General features: G+C 68.3%; 21 protein-coding genes. 7 read left to right on the forward strand and 14 right to left on the reverse strand.

Annotation, left to right across the window (positions count from 1 at the left end):
- Position 1: 1 nt before the first annotated feature.
- On the reverse strand, positions 2 to 451 hold the full coding sequence (locus tag QWJ38_RS19135) for a PIN domain-containing protein (RefSeq protein ID WP_290360714.1): 450 nt from the start codon (positions 449 to 451) through the stop codon (positions 2 to 4).
- Complete coding sequence (locus QWJ38_RS19140) at positions 448 to 669, reverse strand: CopG family transcriptional regulator (protein ID WP_290360715.1); 222 nt, start codon at positions 667 to 669, stop codon at positions 448 to 450. Before QWJ38_RS19140 ends, QWJ38_RS19135 begins: the two co-directional genes overlap by 4 nt.
- A 115-nt stretch (positions 670 to 784) precedes the next feature.
- On the opposite strand from QWJ38_RS19140, the gene QWJ38_RS19145 reads away from it, so the two are divergent.
- Entirely contained in the window at positions 785 to 1,957 is a 1,173-nt protein-coding gene (locus QWJ38_RS19145) for a serine hydrolase domain-containing protein (RefSeq protein ID WP_290360716.1), read from the forward strand.
- Positions 1,958 to 1,963: 6 nt separating this feature from the next.
- Here QWJ38_RS19145 and QWJ38_RS19150 read toward each other — a convergent pair whose 3' ends face one another.
- From QWJ38_RS19150 to QWJ38_RS19180, 7 genes are all read right to left on the reverse strand, one after another.
- The gene (locus QWJ38_RS19150) at positions 1,964 to 2,581 is read right to left on the reverse strand and encodes a Crp/Fnr family transcriptional regulator (protein ID WP_290360717.1); all 618 of its coding nucleotides are present in this window, start codon (positions 2,579 to 2,581) and stop codon (positions 1,964 to 1,966) included.
- Positions 2,582 to 2,725: 144 nt separating this feature from the next.
- Positions 2,726 to 4,045, reverse strand: coding sequence for a histidinol dehydrogenase (hisD, locus tag QWJ38_RS19155; protein WP_290360718.1), 1,320 nt, complete (start codon positions 4,043 to 4,045; stop codon positions 2,726 to 2,728).
- Between the two features lie 12 nt (positions 4,046 to 4,057).
- Entirely contained in the window at positions 4,058 to 4,705 is a 648-nt protein-coding gene (hisG, locus tag QWJ38_RS19160) for an ATP phosphoribosyltransferase (RefSeq protein WP_290360719.1), read from the reverse strand.
- A 2-nt stretch (positions 4,706 to 4,707) separates the two neighbouring features.
- Entirely contained in the window at positions 4,708 to 5,979 is a 1,272-nt protein-coding gene (murA, locus tag QWJ38_RS19165) for a UDP-N-acetylglucosamine 1-carboxyvinyltransferase (RefSeq protein ID WP_290360720.1), read from the reverse strand.
- Between the two features lie 108 nt (positions 5,980 to 6,087).
- Entirely contained in the window at positions 6,088 to 6,360 is a 273-nt protein-coding gene (locus QWJ38_RS19170) for a BolA family protein (RefSeq protein WP_290360721.1), read from the reverse strand.
- Between the two features lie 25 nt (positions 6,361 to 6,385).
- Complete coding sequence (locus QWJ38_RS19175; RefSeq protein ID WP_290360722.1) at positions 6,386 to 7,165, reverse strand: ABC transporter permease; 780 nt, start codon at positions 7,163 to 7,165, stop codon at positions 6,386 to 6,388.
- On the reverse strand, positions 7,162 to 8,094 hold the full coding sequence (locus QWJ38_RS19180) for an ABC transporter ATP-binding protein (RefSeq protein ID WP_290360723.1): 933 nt from the start codon (positions 8,092 to 8,094) through the stop codon (positions 7,162 to 7,164). The genes QWJ38_RS19175 and QWJ38_RS19180 overlap by 4 nt, the downstream gene beginning before the upstream one ends.
- A gap of 81 nt (positions 8,095 to 8,175) precedes the next feature.
- Here QWJ38_RS19180 and QWJ38_RS19185 point away from each other — a divergent pair, with 81 nt between their 5' ends.
- Positions 8,176 to 8,835 (forward strand): TetR/AcrR family transcriptional regulator, encoded by a 660-nt coding sequence (locus QWJ38_RS19185; RefSeq protein WP_290360724.1) that lies wholly within the window; start codon positions 8,176 to 8,178, stop codon positions 8,833 to 8,835.
- A 32-nt stretch (positions 8,836 to 8,867) separates the two neighbouring features.
- Positions 8,868 to 9,641: a tetratricopeptide repeat protein gene (locus QWJ38_RS19190; protein WP_290360725.1), complete on the forward strand. Its 774-nt coding sequence runs from the start codon at positions 8,868 to 8,870 to the stop codon at positions 9,639 to 9,641.
- A 20-nt stretch (positions 9,642 to 9,661) separates the two neighbouring features.
- On the opposite strand, the gene QWJ38_RS19195 is transcribed toward QWJ38_RS19190, so the two are convergent.
- Entirely contained in the window at positions 9,662 to 10,003 is a 342-nt protein-coding gene (locus QWJ38_RS19195) for a YciI family protein (RefSeq protein ID WP_290360726.1), read from the reverse strand.
- Positions 10,004 to 10,058: 55 nt separating this feature from the next.
- Entirely contained in the window at positions 10,059 to 11,468 is a 1,410-nt protein-coding gene (locus QWJ38_RS19200; protein WP_290360727.1) for a wax ester/triacylglycerol synthase family O-acyltransferase, read from the reverse strand.
- A 154-nt stretch (positions 11,469 to 11,622) separates the two neighbouring features.
- On the opposite strand from QWJ38_RS19200, the gene QWJ38_RS19205 reads away from it, so the two are divergent.
- The gene (locus QWJ38_RS19205) at positions 11,623 to 11,874 is read left to right on the forward strand and encodes an acyl-CoA-binding protein (RefSeq protein ID WP_290360728.1); all 252 of its coding nucleotides are present in this window, start codon (positions 11,623 to 11,625) and stop codon (positions 11,872 to 11,874) included.
- Positions 11,875 to 11,912: 38 nt separating this feature from the next.
- Here the strand turns inward: QWJ38_RS19205 and QWJ38_RS19210 are convergent, their stop codons facing one another.
- From QWJ38_RS19210 to QWJ38_RS19220, 3 genes are read right to left on the reverse strand one after another with little or no spacing between them, the layout of a single operon-like run.
- Complete coding sequence (locus QWJ38_RS19210) at positions 11,913 to 12,236, reverse strand: polyhydroxyalkanoic acid system family protein (RefSeq protein ID WP_290360729.1); 324 nt, start codon at positions 12,234 to 12,236, stop codon at positions 11,913 to 11,915.
- 29 nt (positions 12,237 to 12,265) lie between these two features.
- Positions 12,266 to 13,318: an aminopeptidase gene (locus tag QWJ38_RS19215; protein ID WP_290360730.1), complete on the reverse strand. Its 1,053-nt coding sequence runs from the start codon at positions 13,316 to 13,318 to the stop codon at positions 12,266 to 12,268.
- Positions 13,315 to 15,354: a molybdopterin-containing oxidoreductase family protein gene (locus QWJ38_RS19220; RefSeq protein WP_290360731.1), complete on the reverse strand. Its 2,040-nt coding sequence runs from the start codon at positions 15,352 to 15,354 to the stop codon at positions 13,315 to 13,317. The genes QWJ38_RS19215 and QWJ38_RS19220 overlap by 4 nt, the downstream gene beginning before the upstream one ends.
- Positions 15,355 to 15,494: 140 nt before the next feature.
- On the opposite strand from QWJ38_RS19220, the gene QWJ38_RS19225 reads away from it, so the two are divergent.
- The 3 genes from QWJ38_RS19225 to QWJ38_RS19235 all read left to right on the forward strand — a co-directional run bounded on the left by QWJ38_RS19225 (position 15,495) and on the right by QWJ38_RS19235 (position 19,034).
- Positions 15,495 to 16,658, forward strand: coding sequence for an ABC transporter substrate-binding protein (locus QWJ38_RS19225; RefSeq protein WP_290360732.1), 1,164 nt, complete (start codon positions 15,495 to 15,497; stop codon positions 16,656 to 16,658).
- Between the two features lie 91 nt (positions 16,659 to 16,749).
- Complete coding sequence (locus tag QWJ38_RS19230; protein WP_290360733.1) at positions 16,750 to 17,946, forward strand: M20 aminoacylase family protein; 1,197 nt, start codon at positions 16,750 to 16,752, stop codon at positions 17,944 to 17,946.
- Positions 17,943 to 19,034, forward strand: coding sequence for a M14 family metallopeptidase (locus tag QWJ38_RS19235; RefSeq protein WP_290360734.1), 1,092 nt, complete (start codon positions 17,943 to 17,945; stop codon positions 19,032 to 19,034). Before QWJ38_RS19230 ends, QWJ38_RS19235 begins: the two co-directional genes overlap by 4 nt.
- The last annotated feature ends 1 nt before the right edge of the window (position 19,035 follow it).

Genomic DNA, 19,035 nt, shown 5'->3' on the forward strand with positions numbered 1-19,035 from the left:
ATCACTTCTCCAACAAGGGCTCGGGCGCCGCCCGCAGCGGATCCAACACCTGCACGCTGTCGTAGACCTGGCCGTGCGGCAGTTCCAGGCTCAGCAGCAGAGCGCAGCCCTGCGCCTTGGCGGCGGCAACGATCAGGGCGTCGGCATAGGCGAGGCCGAAACGGCTCTCGATCGACCAGGCGCTCTCCACCGTCGCATGATCGATCTGCCAGGGGCTCCAGCGCTGGTAGCGTCGCACCTCGGCACGCGCATCGCCATTGGGCATGGCCGGGCTGATGCGGGTCGTCACCAGGCGGTAGAAATCGTTCAGCACCTGAGTCGAGACGCGGCCGCTGCGCTGTTGCCAGAGCCGGCGCAGCCAGGCCAGCACTTGCTCGCGCGCGTCGGGCCGGGCGCCGTCCTCGCTGAGGATCAGCACCGAGGTGTCGACAAAGACGGTCACCGAGCTCATCGCTCGTCGCTCCGGCCCGGATAGGGCTGGCCTTCCGACACCCAGGCCCTTTCGCGGTGCAGCCAGTCCTGCATCGCCCGTTCGTAGGCATCGTCCGAACGCATCTTCTCGGCCAGCATCTCGCCGACCAGACGCGAGACGCTGGTATTGCGCCGCGCCGCCTCCAGGCGCGCCCACTCGGCCACGCTGTCGTCCATCGAAATGGTGACGTTCTTCATGGCTCGCAATTTAACACGAAGTTCGTGGAACACGAAGTTCGTGTTACTTGGGCTTATCGCCAGGACCGGCTTTGGCATGGTCGCCTTCGGAAGGAGCCACTGACAATCTGCGCCGATGAAGACCTCGTCCCGGCGCCTGCCCGCCTTCGCCGTCCTGCTGTTCGTCGCTGCCTGCGCCGCCCATCAGGCACTGCCGCCGCTGGTCCAGGCCCCTCTGGCCGAGGCCGATGCGGCGATGCAGGCGATGATCGACAAGGAGCAGATGCCCGGCGGCCAGCTCTGGATCGAGCAGGCGGGCCATGCGCCCTACCAACGCGCCTATGGCCAGCGCGCGCTGGAGCCGCAGGCCGAGGCGCTGGACGAGGCGACCATCTTCGACGCGGCCTCGCTGACCAAGGCCGTCGTCACGGCGACCCTGGTGCAGTTGCTGCGCGAGCGGGGCCGCCTCGACATCGAGGCGCCGCTGCAACGCTATCTGCCCGACTGCGGCGGGGCCGACAAGGCCGGCATCACGATCCGGCATCTGCTGACCCACAGCTCGGCCCTGCCGGCCAGCCTGCCCGGCAACGGCGCCGGCGACTGGTCCGGCATCGCCGCGGCGCAGCGAATCGGCTGCGCGCTGGCGCTGGACGGCAGCCCCGGCGCTCAGTTCCGCTACTCGGACCTCAACTACATCCTGCTGGGCATCATCGTCGCGAAGCAGGCCGGCATGCCGCTGGAGCAGTTCGCGCAGACGGCCCTGTTCGAGCCGATGGGAATGAGCGACAGCGGCTATCTGCCGCTGCGCCGCTTCGCCGTCGCGCGCATCGCGCCGACGCAAAAGCTCGATGAGGGCCGCATGCTGCGCGGCGAGGTCCACGATCCGACCGCCCGCAAGATGGGCGGCGTGGCCGGCCATGCGGGACTGTTCACGACGAGCGCCGACCTGGCCCGCTTCGCTCGGATGCTGCTCAATGGCGGCGTGATGGACGACGGCCGGCACCTGCTCTCAAGCGAGAGCGTCCGGCTGCTGACGACGCCGCAGTCGCCGGCCGGCCTCCCGGTGCGCAGCCTGGGCTGGGACATCGACACGGCCTACTCGCGGCCGCGCGGCAAGCTCTATCCGAAGGGCCTGAGCTTCGGCCACACCGGCTTCACCGGTTGCGCTTTCTGGCTCGACCCGGGCAGTCGCAGCTTCTTCGTGCTGCTGGCCAACCGCGTCCACCCGGGCCGGCCGACGAACACGCTGCCGCTGTACGAGCAGTTGGGCACGCTGTCGGCCCAGGCGGCAGGTCTGGGCTCGCCCTGAGTGCCTTCAGGCCTGAGCCGCCTGCCGCGCCGCCCGCTGCTCGACGTCGTGGAACAGGCGCTGGGCGACCAGCTCCAGGAAGAAGAAGCCGAAGCGCGGGTTCTGGAAGTAGAGCTGGCGCACCTCGTCGTAGCTGATCAGCAAGAGCGTGCCGTCCTCGTCGCAGACCACCGTCTGCGTGCGCCGATGCGAGGGCGAGACCAGGCCCAGTTCGCCGATGAACTCGCCCTTGCCCAGCGGCACATCGGCCTCGACCGCGCGGAAACGCCCGTCCAGCACGAAGACCATCTCCTTGCCCTCGTCGCCGAGCCTGAACAGCGTCTCGCCGGCGCGCATCAGGCGGCGGTGGCTGAACGGCTGCAGCCATTCGAGCGAGGCCGGCACGCCCTGGATCGAGGCGCCGCGCAGCTCGCTGGTCAAGCGCAGCAACTGGCGCAAGCGCCAGATGTTCAGCGGCAGCAGGGTCAGGTGCAAGAGCAGCACCGGGTAGACATGGCCCAGCGCCCCGTAGCTGATGAAGGCGAAGTTGGCGGCGATGCCGGCGATGCGCAGGCGCAGCATCGTCTTCATCGAGAAGGTCGCCAGCGTCAGCAAGGCGCCGAGATAGCCGAAGATTTCCGTCATGCCGCCGCTCCACGCTGCCGGGGAAGCGGCATTGTGAGGCCGGCGGCGGCACGCCGAATTCCGGGATCACGCCGACATTCGCCCGATCCGGGCGAAATGCGAACAAACAACCCATCGACCGGGCAGCGCCGGAACAGCCAACGCTCAGCCGCCGACGCTCTTCGTCAAGCGCATCTCGGCCGCCTGCGCATGGCCCTGCAGGCCCTCGCCATAGGCGAGCTCGGCGGCGATGGGCCCCAGCTTCTGCGCGCCGGCCTCGCTGACCTCGATCAGGCTCGAGCGCTTCTGGAAGTCATAGACGCCCAGCGGCGAGGAGAAGCGCGCGGTGCCCGAGGTCGGCAGCACATGGTTGGGGCCGGCGCAGTAGTCGCCCAGCGATTCGCTGGTGTAGGCACCGAGGAAGATCGCGCCGGCATGGCGCAAGAGCGGCTCCCAGCGCTGCGGCTCGGCGCTCGACACCTCCAGGTGCTCGGGCGCGATGCGGTTGCTGATCTCGCAGGCCTCGTCCATCGAGCGGGTCTGGATCAACGCGCCGCGGCCGGCCAGCGAGGCACGGATCACCGCCTCGCGCGGCATCGTCGGCAACAGGCGTGCGATCGCCTCGTGCACCTGGGCGATATAGCCGGCGTCGGGGCACAGGAGAATGCTTTGCGCCAGCTCGTCGTGCTCGGCCTGCGAGAACAGGTCCATCGCGACCCAGTCCGGCGGCGTCGTGCCATCGGCCAGCACCAGGATCTCGCTGGGGCCGGCGATCATGTCGATGCCGACCTGGCCGAACACATGCTTCTTCGCGCTGGCCACATAGGCATTGCCGGGGCCGGTGATCTTGTCGACGCGCGGCACCGTCGCCGTGCCGTAGGCCAGGGCCGCGACGGCCTGCGCGCCGCCGATCGTGAAGGCACGGTGCACGCCGGCCACATAGGCGGCGGCCAGCACCAGCGGGTTCTTCTCGCCCTTCGGCGTCGGCACGACCATGATGATCTCGGGCACGCCGGCCACCTGGGCCGGAATCGCGTTCATCAGGACGCTGCTCGGATAGGCCGCCTTGCCGCCCGGCACATAGATGCCGACGCGATCCAGCGGGGTCACCTTTTGCCCCAGCAAGCTGCCGTCCTCGTCGCGGTAGCTCCAGCTCTGGCCGCAGGCCTGCTTCTGCCGCTCGTGATAACTGCGCACGCGGGCGGCGGCGGCTTCCAGGGCCGCGCGCTGGGCCGGCGTGATCGCCTCGAAGGCGGCCTTCAGCTCCTCGCGCGTCAGTTCCAGCTCGCCCAGCGTGGTGGCCTGCAGATGATCGAAGCGCGCCGTGTACTCGAGCACGGCGGCGTCGCCACGCTGGCGCACATCGGCCAGGATCTCGGCCACCCGCTGCTCGATCGCCGAATCGGTCTCGGCCGACCAGTGCAGCACGCGCTGGAACTCGGCTTCGAAGTCGGGGGCGGTGGTGCTGAGCTGGCGGATGAGCATGGGATATAAAAACTACTTCGGAATGGCGGAGGCGAAGGCGTCGATCAGCCGGCGCAGCGGCTCGCGCTTGAGCTTGAGCGCCGCCTGGTTGACGACCAGGCGCGAGGAGATGTCCATGATGCGCTCGACCTCGATCAGGCGGTTGGCGCGCAAGGTGCCGCCGGTCGAGACCAGGTCGACGATCGCGTCGGCCAGGCCGGTCAGCGGCGCCAGCTCCATCGAGCCGTAGAGCTTGATCAGGTCCACATGCACGCCCTTGTCGGCGAAATGTTGGCGGGCGATCTCGGTGTACTTGGTGGCGACGCGGATGCGCGAGCCCTGCTGGACCGCGGTGGCGTAATCGAAGTCGTCGCGCACGGCCACGCTCATGCGGCAGCGCGCGATGTTCAGGTCCAGCGGCACGTACATGCCCGCTACGCCATGCTCGATCAGTACGTCGCGGCCGGCCACGCCGAGATCGGCGCCGCCGTACTGCACATAGGTGGGCACGTCGCTGGCGCGCACCAGCACGACGCGCACCTCCGGCTTGTTCGTCGCGAGGATCAGCTTGCGCGAGGTCTCCGGGTCTTCCAGCACCTCGATGCCGGCCGCCTTCAGCAGCGGCAAGGTCTCCTCGAAGATGCGGCCCTTGGACAGCGCCAGCGTGATCGTCGCACTCATGCTCAGGACACCCGCTCGATGTCGGCGCCCAGCAGGCGCAGCTTGTCTTCCATGCGGTCGTAGCCGCGGTCCAGGTGGTAGATGCGGTCGACCGTGGTCTGGCCCTGGGCGACCAGGCCGGCGATGACGAGGCTGGCGGAGGCGCGCAGATCGGTGGCCATCACGGTCGCGCCGGACAGGCGCTCGACGCCGCTGACGACCGCCGTCGAGCCGTCGACCTCGATCCGGGCGCCCAGGCGCACCAACTCGTTGACGTGCATATAGCGGTTCTCGAAGATCGTCTCGCTGATCTTGGCCGCGCCCTCGGCGATGCAGTTGACCGCCATGAACTGCGCCTGCATATCGGTCGGGAAGGCCGGGTACTCGCTGGTGCGGAAACCGACCGCCTTGGGCCGGCCGGCGGCCTTGACGCGGATCGTGTCGGCGCCGGGAACTATCGTCACGCCGGCCTCGCGCAGCTTGTCGATCACCGCGTCCAGGTGCTTGGCCTCGGCGTTCTTCAGGAGCACGTCACCGCCGGCGGCCGCGACCGCGCACAGGAAGGTGCCGGCCTCGATGCGGTCCGGGATGATGCGGTGCGGGGTCTTGGGCGCGTGCAGCTTGTCCACGCCCTGGATGCGGATGCGGCTCGTGCCATGGCCCTCGATCTTGGCGCCCATGCCGATCAGCATCTCGGCCAGGTCGCTGATCTCGGGCTCCTGGGCGGCGTTCTCGAGGATGGTCTCGCCCTCGGCCAGCGCGGCGGCCATCAGGAAGTTCTCGGTGCCGGTGACGGTGATCATGTCCGTCGTGATGCGGGCGCCCTTGAGCCGTCCGCCGGCGACCTTGGCATGGATATAGCCATGCTCGACCGTGATCTCGGCGCCCATGGCCTGCAGGCCCTTGATGTGCTGGTCGACCGGTCGCGAGCCGATCGCGCAGCCGCCCGGCAGCGAGACCTTGGCCTGGCCGAAGCGGGCCAAGAGCGGGCCCAGGGCCAGGATGGACGCTCGCATGGTCTTGACCAGCTCGTAGGGCGCCTCGGGCTTGTCGACCGGGCCGGCGTTCAGCGTCACCTCGTCCGGGCGCGTCTCGCTGCGCTCGGCCGTCGCGCCCATATTGCGCAAGAGCTTCAGCATCGTCGCCACGTCATGCAGGCGCGGCACATTGTGCAGGGTGATCGCCTCGGCCGTCAGCAGCGCGGCGCAGAGCTCGGGCAGGGCGGCGTTCTTGGCGCCGGAGATGAGGACTTCGCCGGCCAGGGGGCGGCCGCCGCGGATGAGAAGTTTGTCCATGCTGTGCTTGGCTGGTGTCTGCTGGGGTGCAATCGCAGCGGTGGACAGGTGGCGCCCTCTTGCCGAAGCGCCAGACCGCCACCCGCCGCGCGTGCGGGTGAGGATCGATCAGTGGTGGTGCTCGGTGCTCGCGTCTTGCGGGGCGGCGGCCCACTCGGCCGGGGTCAGCGTCTTCATCGACAGCGCGTGGATCTGCTCGCGCATGCGGTCGCCCAGCGCCCGGTAGACGCGCTGGTGACGCCGCACCCGGTTCAGGCCCTCGAACTCGCTGGAGACGATGGTGGCAAAGAAATGGCGGCCATCACCCTCGACCTGCAGCTCGGAGCATGCAAGGCCGGCGGCAATGTACTGCTGGACTTCGGCGGGGGTGGGATCGGCCATGATGCGTCGATTCTAAACGGCGCCTTCAGCTGCGGATCTTGTAGCCGCGGCGCAGCAGTTCCAGCGCGACGGCCGCGAGCACGACGAAGGCGCCGGCGACCAGGCCCAGGCTGAGCCAGGGCGAGACGTCGCTGACGCCGAAGAAGCCGCGGCGGAAGCCGTCGATGATGTAGAAGAAGGGGTTCAGATGGCTGACGCCCTGCCAGAAGGCCGGCAGCGACTTGATCGAATAGAACACGCCGGACAGAAAGGTCATCGGCATGATGATGAAGTTCTGGAAGGCGGCGATCTGGTCGAATTTCTCGGCCCAGAGCCCGGCGATCAGGCCCAGGGTGCCCATGATGGCCGCGCCCAGCAGGGCGAAGGCGATGATCCAGAGCGGATTGGCCAGGCCCGGCGGCGCGAACCAGAAGGTCACGACGATGACGCCGAAGCCGACGACCAGGCCGCGCACGATCGACGCGCCGACATAGGCGGCGAACCAGGCCCAGTGCGACAGCGGCGTCACCAGCAGGAACACGAGGTTGCCGGTGATCTTGCTCTGGATCAGGCTGGAGCTGCTGTTGGCAAAGGCGTTCTGCAGCACGCTCATCATCACCAGGCCCGGGATCAGGAAGCTGGTGTAGCCGACGGTGCCATAGACCTTCACATGGTCCTCCAGCACATGGCCGAAGATCAGCAGGTAAAGCACGGCGGTCAGCACCGGCGCGGCCACCGTCTGGAAGCTGACCTTCCAGAAGCGCAGCACCTCCTTGTAGAACAGGGTGCGGGCGCCCTGCAGCGTGAAAGCGTGGCTGGCGCTCATGCCGCGGCTCCTTGATGTTCTTCTTCTCTTTGCATCATCTCGATGAACACGTCTTCCAGATCGGCGCGGCCGATCTCCAGGTCTTCGATCGGGCAGGCGGCGGCGCGCAGGGTGCCCAGGATGGTCTCGACCTCGGCCGCGTCATGGGCCTTGATCTGCACGATGCGGCCGGTCACCCGCGACTGCTCCAGCAGCGAGATCGGCAGCGCCGAATCGGTCTTGAAGCGCAGCATGGTCGAGGCCGTGCCCTTCAAGAGCGCCGAGGTGCTGTCCAGCGCGACGATGCGGCCGAGCTTGAGCATCGCGATGCGCTGGCACAGCGCCTCGGCCTCTTCCAGGTAATGCGTGGTCAGGAGCACCGTGTGGCCCTCGCGGTTCAGCCGCGCAATGAACTGCCACAGGGTCTGGCGCAGCTCGACGTCGACGCCGGCCGTCGGCTCGTCCAGCACGATCACCGGCGGCCGATGCACCAGCGCCTGCGCGACCAGCACGCGGCGCTTCATGCCGCCGGAAAGCTGGCGCATGTTCGCGTGCGCCTTGTCGGCCAGGCCCAGGTTCTCGAGCAGCTCGTCGATCCAGGCCTCGTTGTTCTGCACGCCGAAATAGCCGCTCTGGATGCGCAGGGTCTCGCGCACGCTGAAGAAGGGGTCGAAGACCAGCTCCTGCGGCACGATGCCCAGCGCCTTGCGGGCGGCGGCATAGTCGTCGACGACGTCGTGACCCAGCACCTTGACGGCCCCGCCGCTGGCGCGGGCCAGTCCGGCCAGGATGCTGATCAGGCTGGTCTTGCCGGCGCCATTGGGCCCCAGCAGGCCGAAGAACTCGCCCGGCTGGATGTCGAAGGACACGCCGTCGAGTGCCCTGACCCGGCCCCCTCGATAGGTTTTGCTGACATTCTGGAAGGAGATGGCGGGGGTCGTTGGATGCATGGCGGCGCATTGTAGGAAGGCGGCGAAAAACCTGCTCGGGGCGGCTGATGCCAGAATCCGCTCCCAGGAGACAAGCACTACATGGCCACCAAAAAGCCGCGCCGCACGGCGGAGCGCATCCTCGAAGTCACGCTGGACCTGTTCAACCGCTTCGGTGAGCCCAATGTCTCGACCACGCTGATCTCGGCCGAGCTGAGCATCAGCCCCGGCAATCTCTACTACCACTACCCGGCCAAGGACGAGCTGATCAACGCGCTGTTCAATCGCTACGAGGGCGAGCTGAACACCTTGCTGGAGGCGGCCGACCAGGTGCGCAATGTCGAGGACGCCTGGCTGTTCTTCCATATGTTCTACGAGCTGATCTGGAAGCACCGCTTCCTCTACCGCGACCTGAACGATCTGCTGTCCAAGAACCGCCGGCTGGAGACGCATTTCCAGGCCGTGCTGGCCGCCAAGGGTCAGGCGATGCGGGCGGTGCTGGCCGGTCTGCAGCATGGCGGCGCGCTGGACATGGACGCGCGCGAGGCCGCGCCGACGGCCAATGCCATGGTGGTGCTCTTGAGCTACTGGCTCAGCTACGAATACGTGCGTGACCCGCGCCATGCGCTGGAGCCCGAACGCGCCGGTGCGGCGCTGATGCGCGGCGCCTTCCATCTGCTGAGCCTGCTCCTGCCCTATCTGGAGCCGGCCTCCAAAGACCATCTCTACGCCCTCGCCGGCCAATACCAGCAACAAGCCTGATCAATTTGTCAATCAATCAAGGAGACAGCGCCATGGCCAAGTGGACCGCCTTCCCATATGACAACAGCGCCTACCGCTACAACGCCGCGACGCTGAAGAAGCAGTGGGCGCGCCTGCATGCCGGCGATGCCGAGCCGTATCCGAAGGACGCCGCCGTGGTCGAGGCCTGGATTCATTTCCACGCCGGCGAGTTCCAGGCCGCCTACGAGGCGGGCCTGGCCGCCGGCGGGGCCGGCATCAATGTCGCCAACAAGGCGCAGGCGATCTACGCGAACTACCTCGAGAAGAAGGAGAAGCTGAAGCTCGAGATGTTCCTTGAGATCGCCGAGCGGGCCGAAGCCCAGCAGGCCACCGAGCCCAAGAACCCCAACGCCTGGTACCAGCAGGCCTACGCGATCGGCCGCTACGGCCAGGGCATCAGCGTCGCCAAGGCCCTGGCCCAGGGCCTGGGCAGCAAGGTCAAGAATGCGCTGGAGCGCACCATCGCGCTGGAACCCAAGCATGCCGACGCCCATATCGCGCTGGGCGCCTTCCATGCCGAGGTGATCGACAAGGTCGGCAAGCTCCTGGGCAAGACCCAGGGCGCCGATGCCGCCACCGGCCTGAAGATGTTCCAGCAGGCGCTGAAGCTGAACCCCACGAGCGCGATCGCGATGATCGAGCGCGCCAACGGCCTGGTGATGCTGGAGGGCGACAAGCGCATGAAGGAGGCCGAGCAGCTCTATGCCGACGCGGCCGCCTGCGAGGCGATGGACGCGATGGAACGGCTGGACGTGGAGCTGGCGCGGCAGGAGCTGGAAGAGTAGGCGCCAGCCCACCCGGTCGCTCAGGCGCGCGGATCGAATCCGAAGACGCGCAATTCCTGATCGCAACGGCAGGCCTTGGCGATGCGCGCCGCCCAGGCCACGGCCTCCTCGCGCGAGGGCAGTTCGAGCACGGCAAATCCGCCGTCCAGGCTCGGTGCCCAGGGGTAGCCGCCGGCGACCGCCTTGCCGTCCGCCGAGACGAGCACGGGTGGCACCGACTCGTCGATCCCGCCGGCGAAGACATAGACCCCGGCGGTCTTGGCCTCTTCGATCACCGCGTGCGCGTCGCGGCCCACCGCTTCCATCTGCTCGTCGGGGACGACCATGGCCTTGCTGGGAAAGGAGATCAGGTACTTGGCCATAAGGCTCCATTCATGAGGATAGCGAGCCCCCGCAAGGGCTCTCCATGGGCATGCATCAGTCCCAGCCGTCGGCGCCCCAGGGCAGCATCAGGCTCAGCGTCAGCAGCTTCTCGAACTCCGGCGCGAAGTTGTCGACGACGGCCTGCGGGTCGGGGCACAGGCCGCTGTCGGTGATCAGGCCGAACTGGACCTTGCCGGCATAGGTGAGGATGCTGACGCCGACGCCGATGTCGCCGGACTGCGGCACCCAGAACATCACCCGCTCGACCGTGGCGCCGCAGAACTTCAGCGCCTCGGCCGGGCCCGGCACATTGGTCATCACCGCCGTCGCCTTCTTGGCGAAGATGCCCAGCATCGCGTGCTGCACCGGCTTGATCAAGAGGCCGGCGACCGACAGCAGGCCGAAGGCCATCACCGGCTGGAAGCTGCCCTTCAGCTCGTTCATCCGCGCGCGCACCGCGTACAGGCGCTCGACCGGATTGGCGATGCCGATCGGCAGCACCAGCGGCACGAGGCCGAAGCGGTTGCCCAGCTGGTAGGCCTTGTCCAAGGGGCGCAGATTGACCGGCACCATCGCGCGGATCTCCTTGCCCGTCGGGTCCTCGCCCTTGTCGGCCAGATAGCGGCCGATCGCGCCGGCCACGCAGCTCAAGAGCACGTCGTTGACCGAGGCATTAAGCGCCTTGCCGACGATCTTGACCGTGTCCAGCGCCAGGCCCTCGTCCCAGGCGACGCGCTTGTGCGGGCCGGGCTTGCCCTTCAGCCGCGTCGGCGAATCGTCGGGCATCAGCGCGAAGGCGGCAACGTCGCTGACCGCCTGGGCGCCGATGCGAGCCACCTCCATCGAGCTGTCCACCGGCGAGGGCGTGTTGATCCAGGCCTCCATGGACTTGGCCGCGCCGGCGCCGGCCAGGCCGATCGCCTTGATGGTCAGGTCGCTGATCGGCCGCAGCAGCGCGTCGCCCAGCCAGTCCTGGTCGTCGCGCGGCTGCTGCTTGCGCGGCGGCGGCGCCTTGCCGCCGTCGGTGATCGACAGCATCACCGAGATCAGCGCGATGCCGTCCGCAATGCAGTGGTGGATGCGCGCGATCAGCGCGCTGCGGCCCTCGTCCAGATTCTCGATCAGCTGGAACTGCCAGAGCGGATGCTCGGGGTCCAGCGCCTGGGCGGCCAACTCGCCGACGCGCTCCTTCAGCACGTCCTGGCGCTGCTGGCCGCGCAGCGGCAGCAGTTCCTCGGCGACCACATGGCGGGCAATGTCGAAGTCCTCGTCCTCCACCCATTGCGCGCCGAGCGCGTCCTCGACGACCTTCTGCCGAAAGCGCGTGTACTGCAACAGCCGGTCCTGCACCCGCTCGCGCAGCGCGGCCAGCGTGATGCCGGGGCGGATGTACCAGACGCCGACGATCATCATCAGATTCGCCTCGGTGTCCATCCGCAGCCAGGCGGTGTCCACCTTGGACATGCGTTCCTGCATTGCTGGCGCCAAAGTCGTCTCCTTGCTCGAGCTTTCTTCTGTCTTCTAGAGTGTGCCGCCCAGACAATGCTGGGTAACATCCGCTGCGTCCATCCCGATTGTCACCAAGCCGCCAGCCCGGCCGCCCCAAGGAGAGGAAACAATGAGCCTGAAAGAGCAATTCGAAGCCGCCGTCGCGGCATCCAAGCAACTGCCCGAGCGTCCGGACAATATGACCCTGCTGAAGATCTATGCGCTGTACAAGCAGGGCAGCGCCGGCGATGTGGACGGCAAGCGCCCCGGCTTCACCGATATGGTCGGCCGCGCCAAATGGGATGCCTGGAACGAGCTGAAGGGCACCTCGACCGACGAGGCGATGCAGCAGTACATCGACCTGATCGAGTCGCTGAAGTAAGCAAGGCCCGGCACCAGGGTGCCTGCGAAGCCGACCGCTCAGGTCGGCTTTTTCTTTGCGGCCTTGGCGGTCTCCTTCTTCAGCAGCGCATCGAGCTCCTTCTCGACCTGCTCCTCGATCGTCGCCCTAAAGGCGCCCAGCAAGAGGCCCAGCTTGGCGCGCAGCTCGAAGTGGTCGGCCGCCACCGTCAGCTCCCCCTTGACGCCGGAGCGGCTGAACTCGACCGTGTCGCTGCTCTTGCCCTCGAGCACCGTGCATTCCATGTCGAACTTCTCCTCGACCTTCTCGGCCCAGGCCCAGGCCAGCTCGCGCGCGCGCTGAAGGCCCAGCTGGTGCTCGCGGTGGATGCGTATATCGGCCATCGTCATGTCTCCTCGTTTTCGTGCGGCGCTCAGCCGGCCAACTCGGCCCGGCGCTGCGCCTTGGGCAGCGCCGCCAGGCGCTTGACCTCGGCATAGAAGCGCGGCCAGTCGCGGCCCAGACGCTCGAACAGCGCCTCGAAGGCCGGCGTCAGCTCGCCATAGGCGGCCAGCAGCGCAAAGCTGGCGTTGTTGGCCCGCGCGACCCAGTCATCGTAGCCGGCATAGCCCTCCCATTGCTCGGTCTTGATGCGCTGGTAGTCGGCGCGGAACTCCGCCATCACCCGCGCCTTGTCCGCGCGCTTGCCGACGTCGTCGCCCGAGCCGGCATAGACCTCCTGCAGGCGCCGGCGCGTCGCGTCAGCCAGCGCGCGGAACTGCTGGCGGCGCTCCAGGCCGCGCTGGTAGTCCTGGCGCGCCTGCGGGCTGGCCTTCTGCTGCATCCAGGCCTCGGCGCCCAGGCGCTCGACCGCGGTGGCAAACGATTCGTTGAAGGTCGTGTCGTCGGCCGCATAGGCGATCTGGTGCGCCAGCTCATGGAAGACCATGCGCGCCAGCTCGCCCTCCGGATAGGCGATGAAGGTGTTCAAGAGCGGGTCGCCGCCGAACCAGTTGCTCCAGCCCAGGGTCGAATAGGCCGGCACCGCGCCGACGATGACCTCCAGCCCTTCCTCGCGCCGGAGTTCCTCGGCATAGGCGTCGGCCGCGCCGCGGTCGAAATAGCCGCGGTAGGCGACGCAGCCCATCACCGGAAAGCACCAGGTCTTGGGCTGCAGGCTCAGCTCCGGCGTCGCGACCACGTTCCAGACCGCCGCGCCGCGCTTCAGATCGGCATAGCGGCGGTAGCTGCTGTTGGCCGGCAGGTGCAGCTCGGCGATCGCGAAATCGCGCATCTGCTGGCTCAGCAGGAGTCGTTCGCGCAGCGCCGGCTTCAGCGCCGGGTCGGCCAGCCAGTCCTCGACCGGCCGGGCGCTGGAGATCAGGCTCAGATGCCCGCTCAGCGACTGGCTCAGATAGCCCAGCTGGCCGCAGCCGCTCAGCAGCAGCGCCGCCGCCGCCAGCGGAACGGCGGCCGCCCGCCTCACGCCGCGGCCACCTGCACCAGGCAGTCGTAGAAGCTGGGCGCCCGGCCCAGATCGGTCAGGCGCTGGTGCGTCAGCTCGTTGACATTGGTGCCCGCCGCGCCCAGCTTGCGCCACCAGATGCCCAGGCCATTGACGACGCCGGGCCGCGCGCGCGGGCTGATGCGCGCCTTGCACAGATAGCTGCCGCGCTCGTTGAACACGCGCACCATCGCGCCGTCGGTCAGGCCGCGCTCCGCCGCATCGTCGGCATGGATCTCCAGCAGCGGCTCGCCCTCGATGTCGCGCAGGCTCTTCACATTGACGAAGCTGCTGTTGAGGAAATTGCGTGCCGGCGGCGAGATCATCGCCAGCGGATAGCGCCGCGCCAGCTCGGGCGAGGACTGCCGGCTCTCGTAGTTCGGCACATAGTCGGCGCCGGCCGCATTGGCGCGGCCATTCGGCGTCGCAAAGCCGCCCTCGGCAAACGGCGCCTCGGCCAGGGGCAGGCTTTGCCAGCCCTGCGCGCGCAGCGCGTCGAAGTCGATGTCGCGGTTGAAGGCCTGGCGGGCCAGTTGCTCGTCGCTGTCGGCAAAGGCGGCATCGTCGAAGCCGCAGGCGGCGGCCAGTTCGCGGAAGATCTGCGTGTTCGGCTTGGCCTCGCCCAGCGGCGCCACGGCCGGCTCGTTGATCAGCACATCGGTGTGGCCGTAGCTGGTGTGCAGGTCCAGGTGCTCCAGTTGGGTGGTCGCCGGCAACACATAGTCGGCCAGATCGGCCGTGTCGGTCATGAAGTGCTCCAGCACGACGGTGAACAGATCGGCGCGCTGGAAGCCGCGAACCACCTTCGGCGACTCCGGCGCGACGGCCACCGGGTTGCTGTTGTAGACGATGACCGCCTCGATCTTGGGGCCGAACTCGGCCGAGCTCTCGCGCAAGAGGTCGTCGCCGATGGTGCTCATATTGATCAGGCGCGGCAGCGGGCCCGGCAGCAGATCGGGCCGCTCCAAGGCCGGGTTCTTGAACGGTGCAAACCAGCCCGAGCTCGACAGCAGCAGGCCGCCGGCGCGCTGCCGCCAGGCGCCGCTCAGACAGGGCAGCAGCGCGATCAGGCGCACCGCATTGCCGCCGCCGCGCACGCGCTGCATGCCGTAGTTGAGCCGGATCGCCGCCGGCTTGCTTGTCGCATAGTCGCGCGCCAGGCCGCGCACCTCCTCGGCGGAGATGCCGCAGACCTCGGCCACCCGCTCGGGCGGCCAGCCCAGCGCCTTGCCGCGCAGCTCGTCCCAGCCATCGACATGGCGGGCGATGTAGTCGTGATCGAGCCAGTCATGGGCGATCAGCTCGTGCATCAGGCCCAGGGCCAGCGCACCGTCCGTGCCGGGCAAGAGCGCGATGTGCTGGTGGCATTTGTCGGCCGTCTCGGTCCTGCGCGGGTCGATGCAGATCAGCTTGGCGCCCTCGCGCTTGGCCTGCATCGCATAGGTCCAGAAATGCAGGTTCGAGGCGATCGAGTTGCTGCCCCAGATCAGGATCAGCCGGCTCTCGGCGAAAAAGGGCAGGTGCATGCCCAGCTTGTGGCCATAGGTCGCCGTCAACGCCGCGCCGCCGGCCGAGGCGCAGATCGTGCGGTCCAGGCGCGAGGCGCCCAGCCGGTTGAAGAAGCGCCCGGCCATCGCCTCGCCCTGCAGCAGGCCCATGGTGCCGGCATAGCTATAGGGCAGGATGGCCTGCGGATCGCGCGCGGCGATCGCCTTCAGCCGCGCGGCGATGTCGGCCAGCGCCTCGGCCCAGGACACCGGCTCGAAGCGCGGCGCCTCGGTCTTGGCGCTGACGCGCTTGAGCGGCCGCAGCAGGCGCTCGCCGTGGTAGGTCCGCTCGGCATAGCGTGAGACCTTGGTGCACAGCGCGCCATGGGTGCTCGGATGCTCGGCCCGGCCCTGCACCTTGATGACGCGGCCCGCCTCGACGGTGATCTTCAGCGCGCAGGTGTCCGGGCAATCATGCGGACAGGCACCGTGGACGACATGCTGCAAGGCAGCGGTAACAGCGGGATTCATGCGTGAACTATTGCATATGGGAGGACGGCAGCCGTCGGGTGGGGGCTTGGGCCGGCCGCCGCGCCGCCGGCGCCCCCGCACAATGACTCGATTATTTCTCCAACCCCGATGAACGTGCCCTGACCGCGCCGGAGGATCGCTTGCGTAGACGTGCCGCCCTTTCCACCCTTGCCGCCAGCCTCGCCGGCGGCCTGCTCGCCCCGCCGCTGCGGGCGCAGGAACAGACGGCGGCCGCCGTGCCGCAGGGCGCCCCGCGCCGCCGCCTGCTGCTGGGCCAGTCGGCGCCGCTGTCGGGGCCGGCCGCCCAGCTGGGCAAGCAGATGCAACTGGGCGCCCGCCTCTTCTTAGACGCGCTGAACGCGGCCGGCGGCATCAATGGCATGACGGTCGAGCTGAAGACCCTGGACGACGGCTACGACCCCGAGCGCTGCAAGGCCAATACCGAGAAATTCATCGACGAGGACGTGTTCGCCCTGTTCGGCTATGTCGGCACGCCGACCTCGCTGGCCGCCCTGCCCCTGGTCAACCAGCACAAGATTCCGTTCTTCGCGCCGCTGACCGGCGCCGAGGCGTTGCGCGATCCGCTCAGCCGCTGGGTCTTCCATGTGCGCGCTTCCTATTACGAGGAGACGGCGCTGATCGTCAAGCAGCTGGCCGAGCTGGGCCTGCACAAGATCTCGGTCTTCCACCAGAACGACAGCTATGGCAAGGCGGGGCTGGAGGGCGTCACGCGGGCGATGAAGCCGCTGAGCCTGCAGCCGCAGGCCGCCTCGACCGTCGAGCGCAACAGCGTGGACGTGGCCAAGGCCGTGCGCGAGCTGCTGCCGGGCAAGCCCGAGGCCATCGTACTGATCAGCGCCTACAAGAGCTGCGCCGCCTTCATCCGCGAGGCGCGCCGCGCCGGCTACGGCGGCGTGTTCTACAACGTCTCCTTCGTCGGCACGCAGGCCCTGCTGGACGAGCTGGGCAAGGACGCCCTGGGCGTCGTCGTCAGCCAGGTGATGCCCTATCCCTTCGGCACGACCAGCGGCATCGCCGCCGAGTACCAGGCGGCGCTGGCCAAAGCCGGGGGCGATCTGCGCCCGGACTACAACGGCATCGAGGGCTTCCTGGCCGCCAAGGTGCTCAGCGAGGGCCTGCGCCGCATGGGCCGGCCCAGCCGCGAGGGCCTGGTCGCCGCGCTGGAGGGCCTGCAGAGCTTCAACCCGGGCGGCTTCCCGATGAAGTTCGGCCCGACGCGGCACACCGCCTCGAATTTCGTCGAGCTCTCGATGCTGACGGCCGACGGCAAGGTCAAGCGCTAAGCGGCCGTCAGGCGCACCGAAGCCTGCGCGGCTCAGGGGCGGCGGGTAAACTCAAAAGAAGGTCTTTGGACATCTTTTGAGAGCAAGCGCCATGAAGCTGATCGACTCGATTCTTGCCGATGCGCAGAGCATCGCCACCCTGCGACGCGATATCCATGCCCACCCCGAGCTGTGCTTCGAGGAGGAGCGCACCGCCGACCTGATCGCCAAGGCTCTCACCGACTGGGGCATTCCGGTGCACCGCGGCCTGGGCAAGACCGGCGTCGTCGGCATCGTTAAGAACGGCACGAGCGAGCGCGCGGTCGGCCTGCGCGCCGACATCGACGCGCTGCCGATGACCGAGCACAACAGCTTCGCCCATGCCAGCAAACACCACGGCAAGATGCACGCCTGCGGCCATGACGGCCATACGGCCATGCTGCTGGCCGCCGCCAAGCACCTGAGCAAGCACCGCAACTTCGACGGCACCGTCTACCTGGTATTCCAGCCGGCCGAGGAAGGCGGCGGCGGCGCCCGCGAGATGATCAAGGACGGGCTGTTCGAGAAATTCCCGATGGAGGCCATGTTCGGCGCCCACAACTGGCCCGGCATGGCGGCCGGCCAGTTCGCGCTGAAGACCGGCCCGGTGTTCGCGTCCAGCAACGAGTTCAAGATCGTCTTGCGCGGCAAGGGCGCGCATGCGGCGATGCCGCACAACGGCATCGACCCGGTGCCGGCCGCCTGCCAGATGGTGCAGGCCTTCCAGACCATCATCACCCGCAACAAGCGGCCGATCGACGCCGGCGTGATCTCGGTGACGATGATCCACACCGGCGAGGCGACCAATGTCGTGCCGGACAGCTGCGAGATCCAGGGCACGGTGCGCACCTTCACACTCGAGGTGCTGGACCTGATCGAGCGCCGCATGAAGGAGGTCGCCCAGGGCGTGGCCCAGACCTTCGAGCTGCAGTGCGAGTTCAGCTTCCGCCGCAACTATCCGCCGACGATCAACCATGCGGCCGAGACCGCCTTCGTCGGCGAGGTGCTGAGCGATCTGGTCGGCGCCGAGAACGTGCAGGAGTTCGAGCCGACGATGGGCGCCGAGGACTTCAGCTTCTACCTGCTGGAAAAGCCCGGCTGCTACTTCCTGATCGGCAACGGCGACGGCAGCCACCGCGTCGGTGGCCACGGCATGGGGCCCTGCATGCTGCACAACCCCAGCTACGACTTCAACGACGAGCTGATCCCGCTGGGCGGCTCGATGTGGGTGCGCATGGCCGAGGCCTGGCTGGCCAAGCCGCGTCCATGAACGCCCCGTCCACTTCCAGCTTCTTCGCCGCCGGCTACGCCGAGGCGCGCGCGAAGTTCCTCGCGGCCGCCGAAGCCGCCGGCCTCGACAACGAGGAACATCTGCACCCGCTGCTGGGCGCCGAGGGCGAGCGGCTGGCGCTGGACGCAGTGCGCCAGGGCCCGCGCGATGCCGAGCGCCTGCTGATCATCAGCAGCGGCTGCCATGGCATCGAGGGCTTCGCCGGCTCGGGCATCCAGGTCGGCTTCTTGTCCGACCCGGGCTGGCATGCGGCCGTGCGGGCCAGCGGCGTGGCCGTGCTCTACATCCATGCGCTGAATCCCTACGGCTTTTCCTGGCTGCGCCGGGTCACGCAGGAAGGCGTGGACCTGAACCGCAACTTCCACGATTTCCACCGTCCGCTGCCCCGGAACGCCGGCTACGAGGAGATTGCCTCGGCCCTCGTGCCGCCGCACTGGCCACCGACCGAGGCCGATGCGGCCCGTCTGCGCGCCTATGCCGAGCAGCATGGCGAGCGCGCGCTGCAGACCGCGATCACCGGCGGCCAGTACACGGACGAGCTGGGCCTGTTCTATGGCGGCCATGCGCCAACCTGGAGCCATCAGACCCTGCGCCATCTGCTGGAAGAGCAAGGCCGCGGCGCCCGCCATATCGGCTGGATCGATCTGCACACGGGCCTGGGGCCGCGGGGACACGGCGAGCGCATCTTCGCCTGCCGCGACGACGCGGCCGCGCTGGCCCGCGCCCGCGCCTGGTGGGGCGCCGAGGTGACGACGGTGCATGACGGCAGCTCCAGCTCGGCGCCGCTGCAGGGCCTGATGTGGAACGTAATCTTCGAGACCTGCCCGCAGGCCGAGTACACCGGCATCGCGCTGGAGTACGGCACCGTGCCCTTGAGCGAGATGATCGACGCGCTGCGCGCCGACCATTGGCTGGAGGCGCATCCGGACGCGCCGGCCGAACAGGCGCGCGCGATCAAGCAGCAGATGCGCGAAGCCTTCTACATCGACAGCGCGGACTGGAAACAGCAGCTGCTGGAGCAGGCCCGGCAGGCCGCGCGCCAGGCGCTGGACGGCCTGAACAAGTAAG

The organism is Roseateles violae (assembly GCF_030410485.1).
GTDB classification, from domain to species: domain Bacteria; phylum Pseudomonadota; class Gammaproteobacteria; order Burkholderiales; family Burkholderiaceae_C; genus Roseateles_D; species Roseateles_D violae.

Excerpts from the sequence above, each read along its gene's own strand:
- QWJ38_RS19135 (WP_290360714.1), bottom strand. The coding sequence starts at position 451 with ATGAGCTCGGTGACCGTCTTTGTCGACACCTCGGTGCTGATCCTCAGC.
- QWJ38_RS19140 (WP_290360715.1), bottom strand. The coding sequence starts at position 669 with ATGAAGAACGTCACCATTTCGATGGACGACAGCGTGGCCGAGTGGGCG.
- QWJ38_RS19145 (WP_290360716.1), top strand. The coding sequence starts at position 785 with ATGAAGACCTCGTCCCGGCGCCTGCCCGCCTTCGCCGTCCTGCTGTTC.
- QWJ38_RS19150 (WP_290360717.1), bottom strand. The coding sequence starts at position 2,581 with ATGACGGAAATCTTCGGCTATCTCGGCGCCTTGCTGACGCTGGCGACC.
- hisD (WP_290360718.1), bottom strand. The coding sequence starts at position 4,045 with ATGCTCATCCGCCAGCTCAGCACCACCGCCCCCGACTTCGAAGCCGAG.
- hisG (WP_290360719.1), bottom strand. The coding sequence starts at position 4,705 with ATGAGTGCGACGATCACGCTGGCGCTGTCCAAGGGCCGCATCTTCGAG.
- murA (WP_290360720.1), bottom strand. The coding sequence starts at position 5,979 with ATGGACAAACTTCTCATCCGCGGCGGCCGCCCCCTGGCCGGCGAAGTC.
- QWJ38_RS19170 (WP_290360721.1), bottom strand. The coding sequence starts at position 6,360 with ATGGCCGATCCCACCCCCGCCGAAGTCCAGCAGTACATTGCCGCCGGC.
- QWJ38_RS19175 (WP_290360722.1), bottom strand. The coding sequence starts at position 7,165 with ATGAGCGCCAGCCACGCTTTCACGCTGCAGGGCGCCCGCACCCTGTTC.
- QWJ38_RS19180 (WP_290360723.1), bottom strand. The coding sequence starts at position 8,094 with ATGCATCCAACGACCCCCGCCATCTCCTTCCAGAATGTCAGCAAAACC.
- QWJ38_RS19185 (WP_290360724.1), top strand. The coding sequence starts at position 8,176 with ATGGCCACCAAAAAGCCGCGCCGCACGGCGGAGCGCATCCTCGAAGTC.
- QWJ38_RS19190 (WP_290360725.1), top strand. The coding sequence starts at position 8,868 with ATGGCCAAGTGGACCGCCTTCCCATATGACAACAGCGCCTACCGCTAC.
- QWJ38_RS19195 (WP_290360726.1), bottom strand. The coding sequence starts at position 10,003 with ATGGCCAAGTACCTGATCTCCTTTCCCAGCAAGGCCATGGTCGTCCCC.
- QWJ38_RS19200 (WP_290360727.1), bottom strand. The coding sequence starts at position 11,468 with ATGTCCAAGGTGGACACCGCCTGGCTGCGGATGGACACCGAGGCGAAT.
- QWJ38_RS19205 (WP_290360728.1), top strand. The coding sequence starts at position 11,623 with ATGAGCCTGAAAGAGCAATTCGAAGCCGCCGTCGCGGCATCCAAGCAA.
- QWJ38_RS19210 (WP_290360729.1), bottom strand. The coding sequence starts at position 12,236 with ATGGCCGATATACGCATCCACCGCGAGCACCAGCTGGGCCTTCAGCGC.
- QWJ38_RS19220 (WP_290360731.1), bottom strand. The coding sequence starts at position 15,354 with ATGAATCCCGCTGTTACCGCTGCCTTGCAGCATGTCGTCCACGGTGCC.
- QWJ38_RS19230 (WP_290360733.1), top strand. The coding sequence starts at position 16,750 with ATGAAGCTGATCGACTCGATTCTTGCCGATGCGCAGAGCATCGCCACC.
- QWJ38_RS19235 (WP_290360734.1), top strand. The coding sequence starts at position 17,943 with ATGAACGCCCCGTCCACTTCCAGCTTCTTCGCCGCCGGCTACGCCGAG.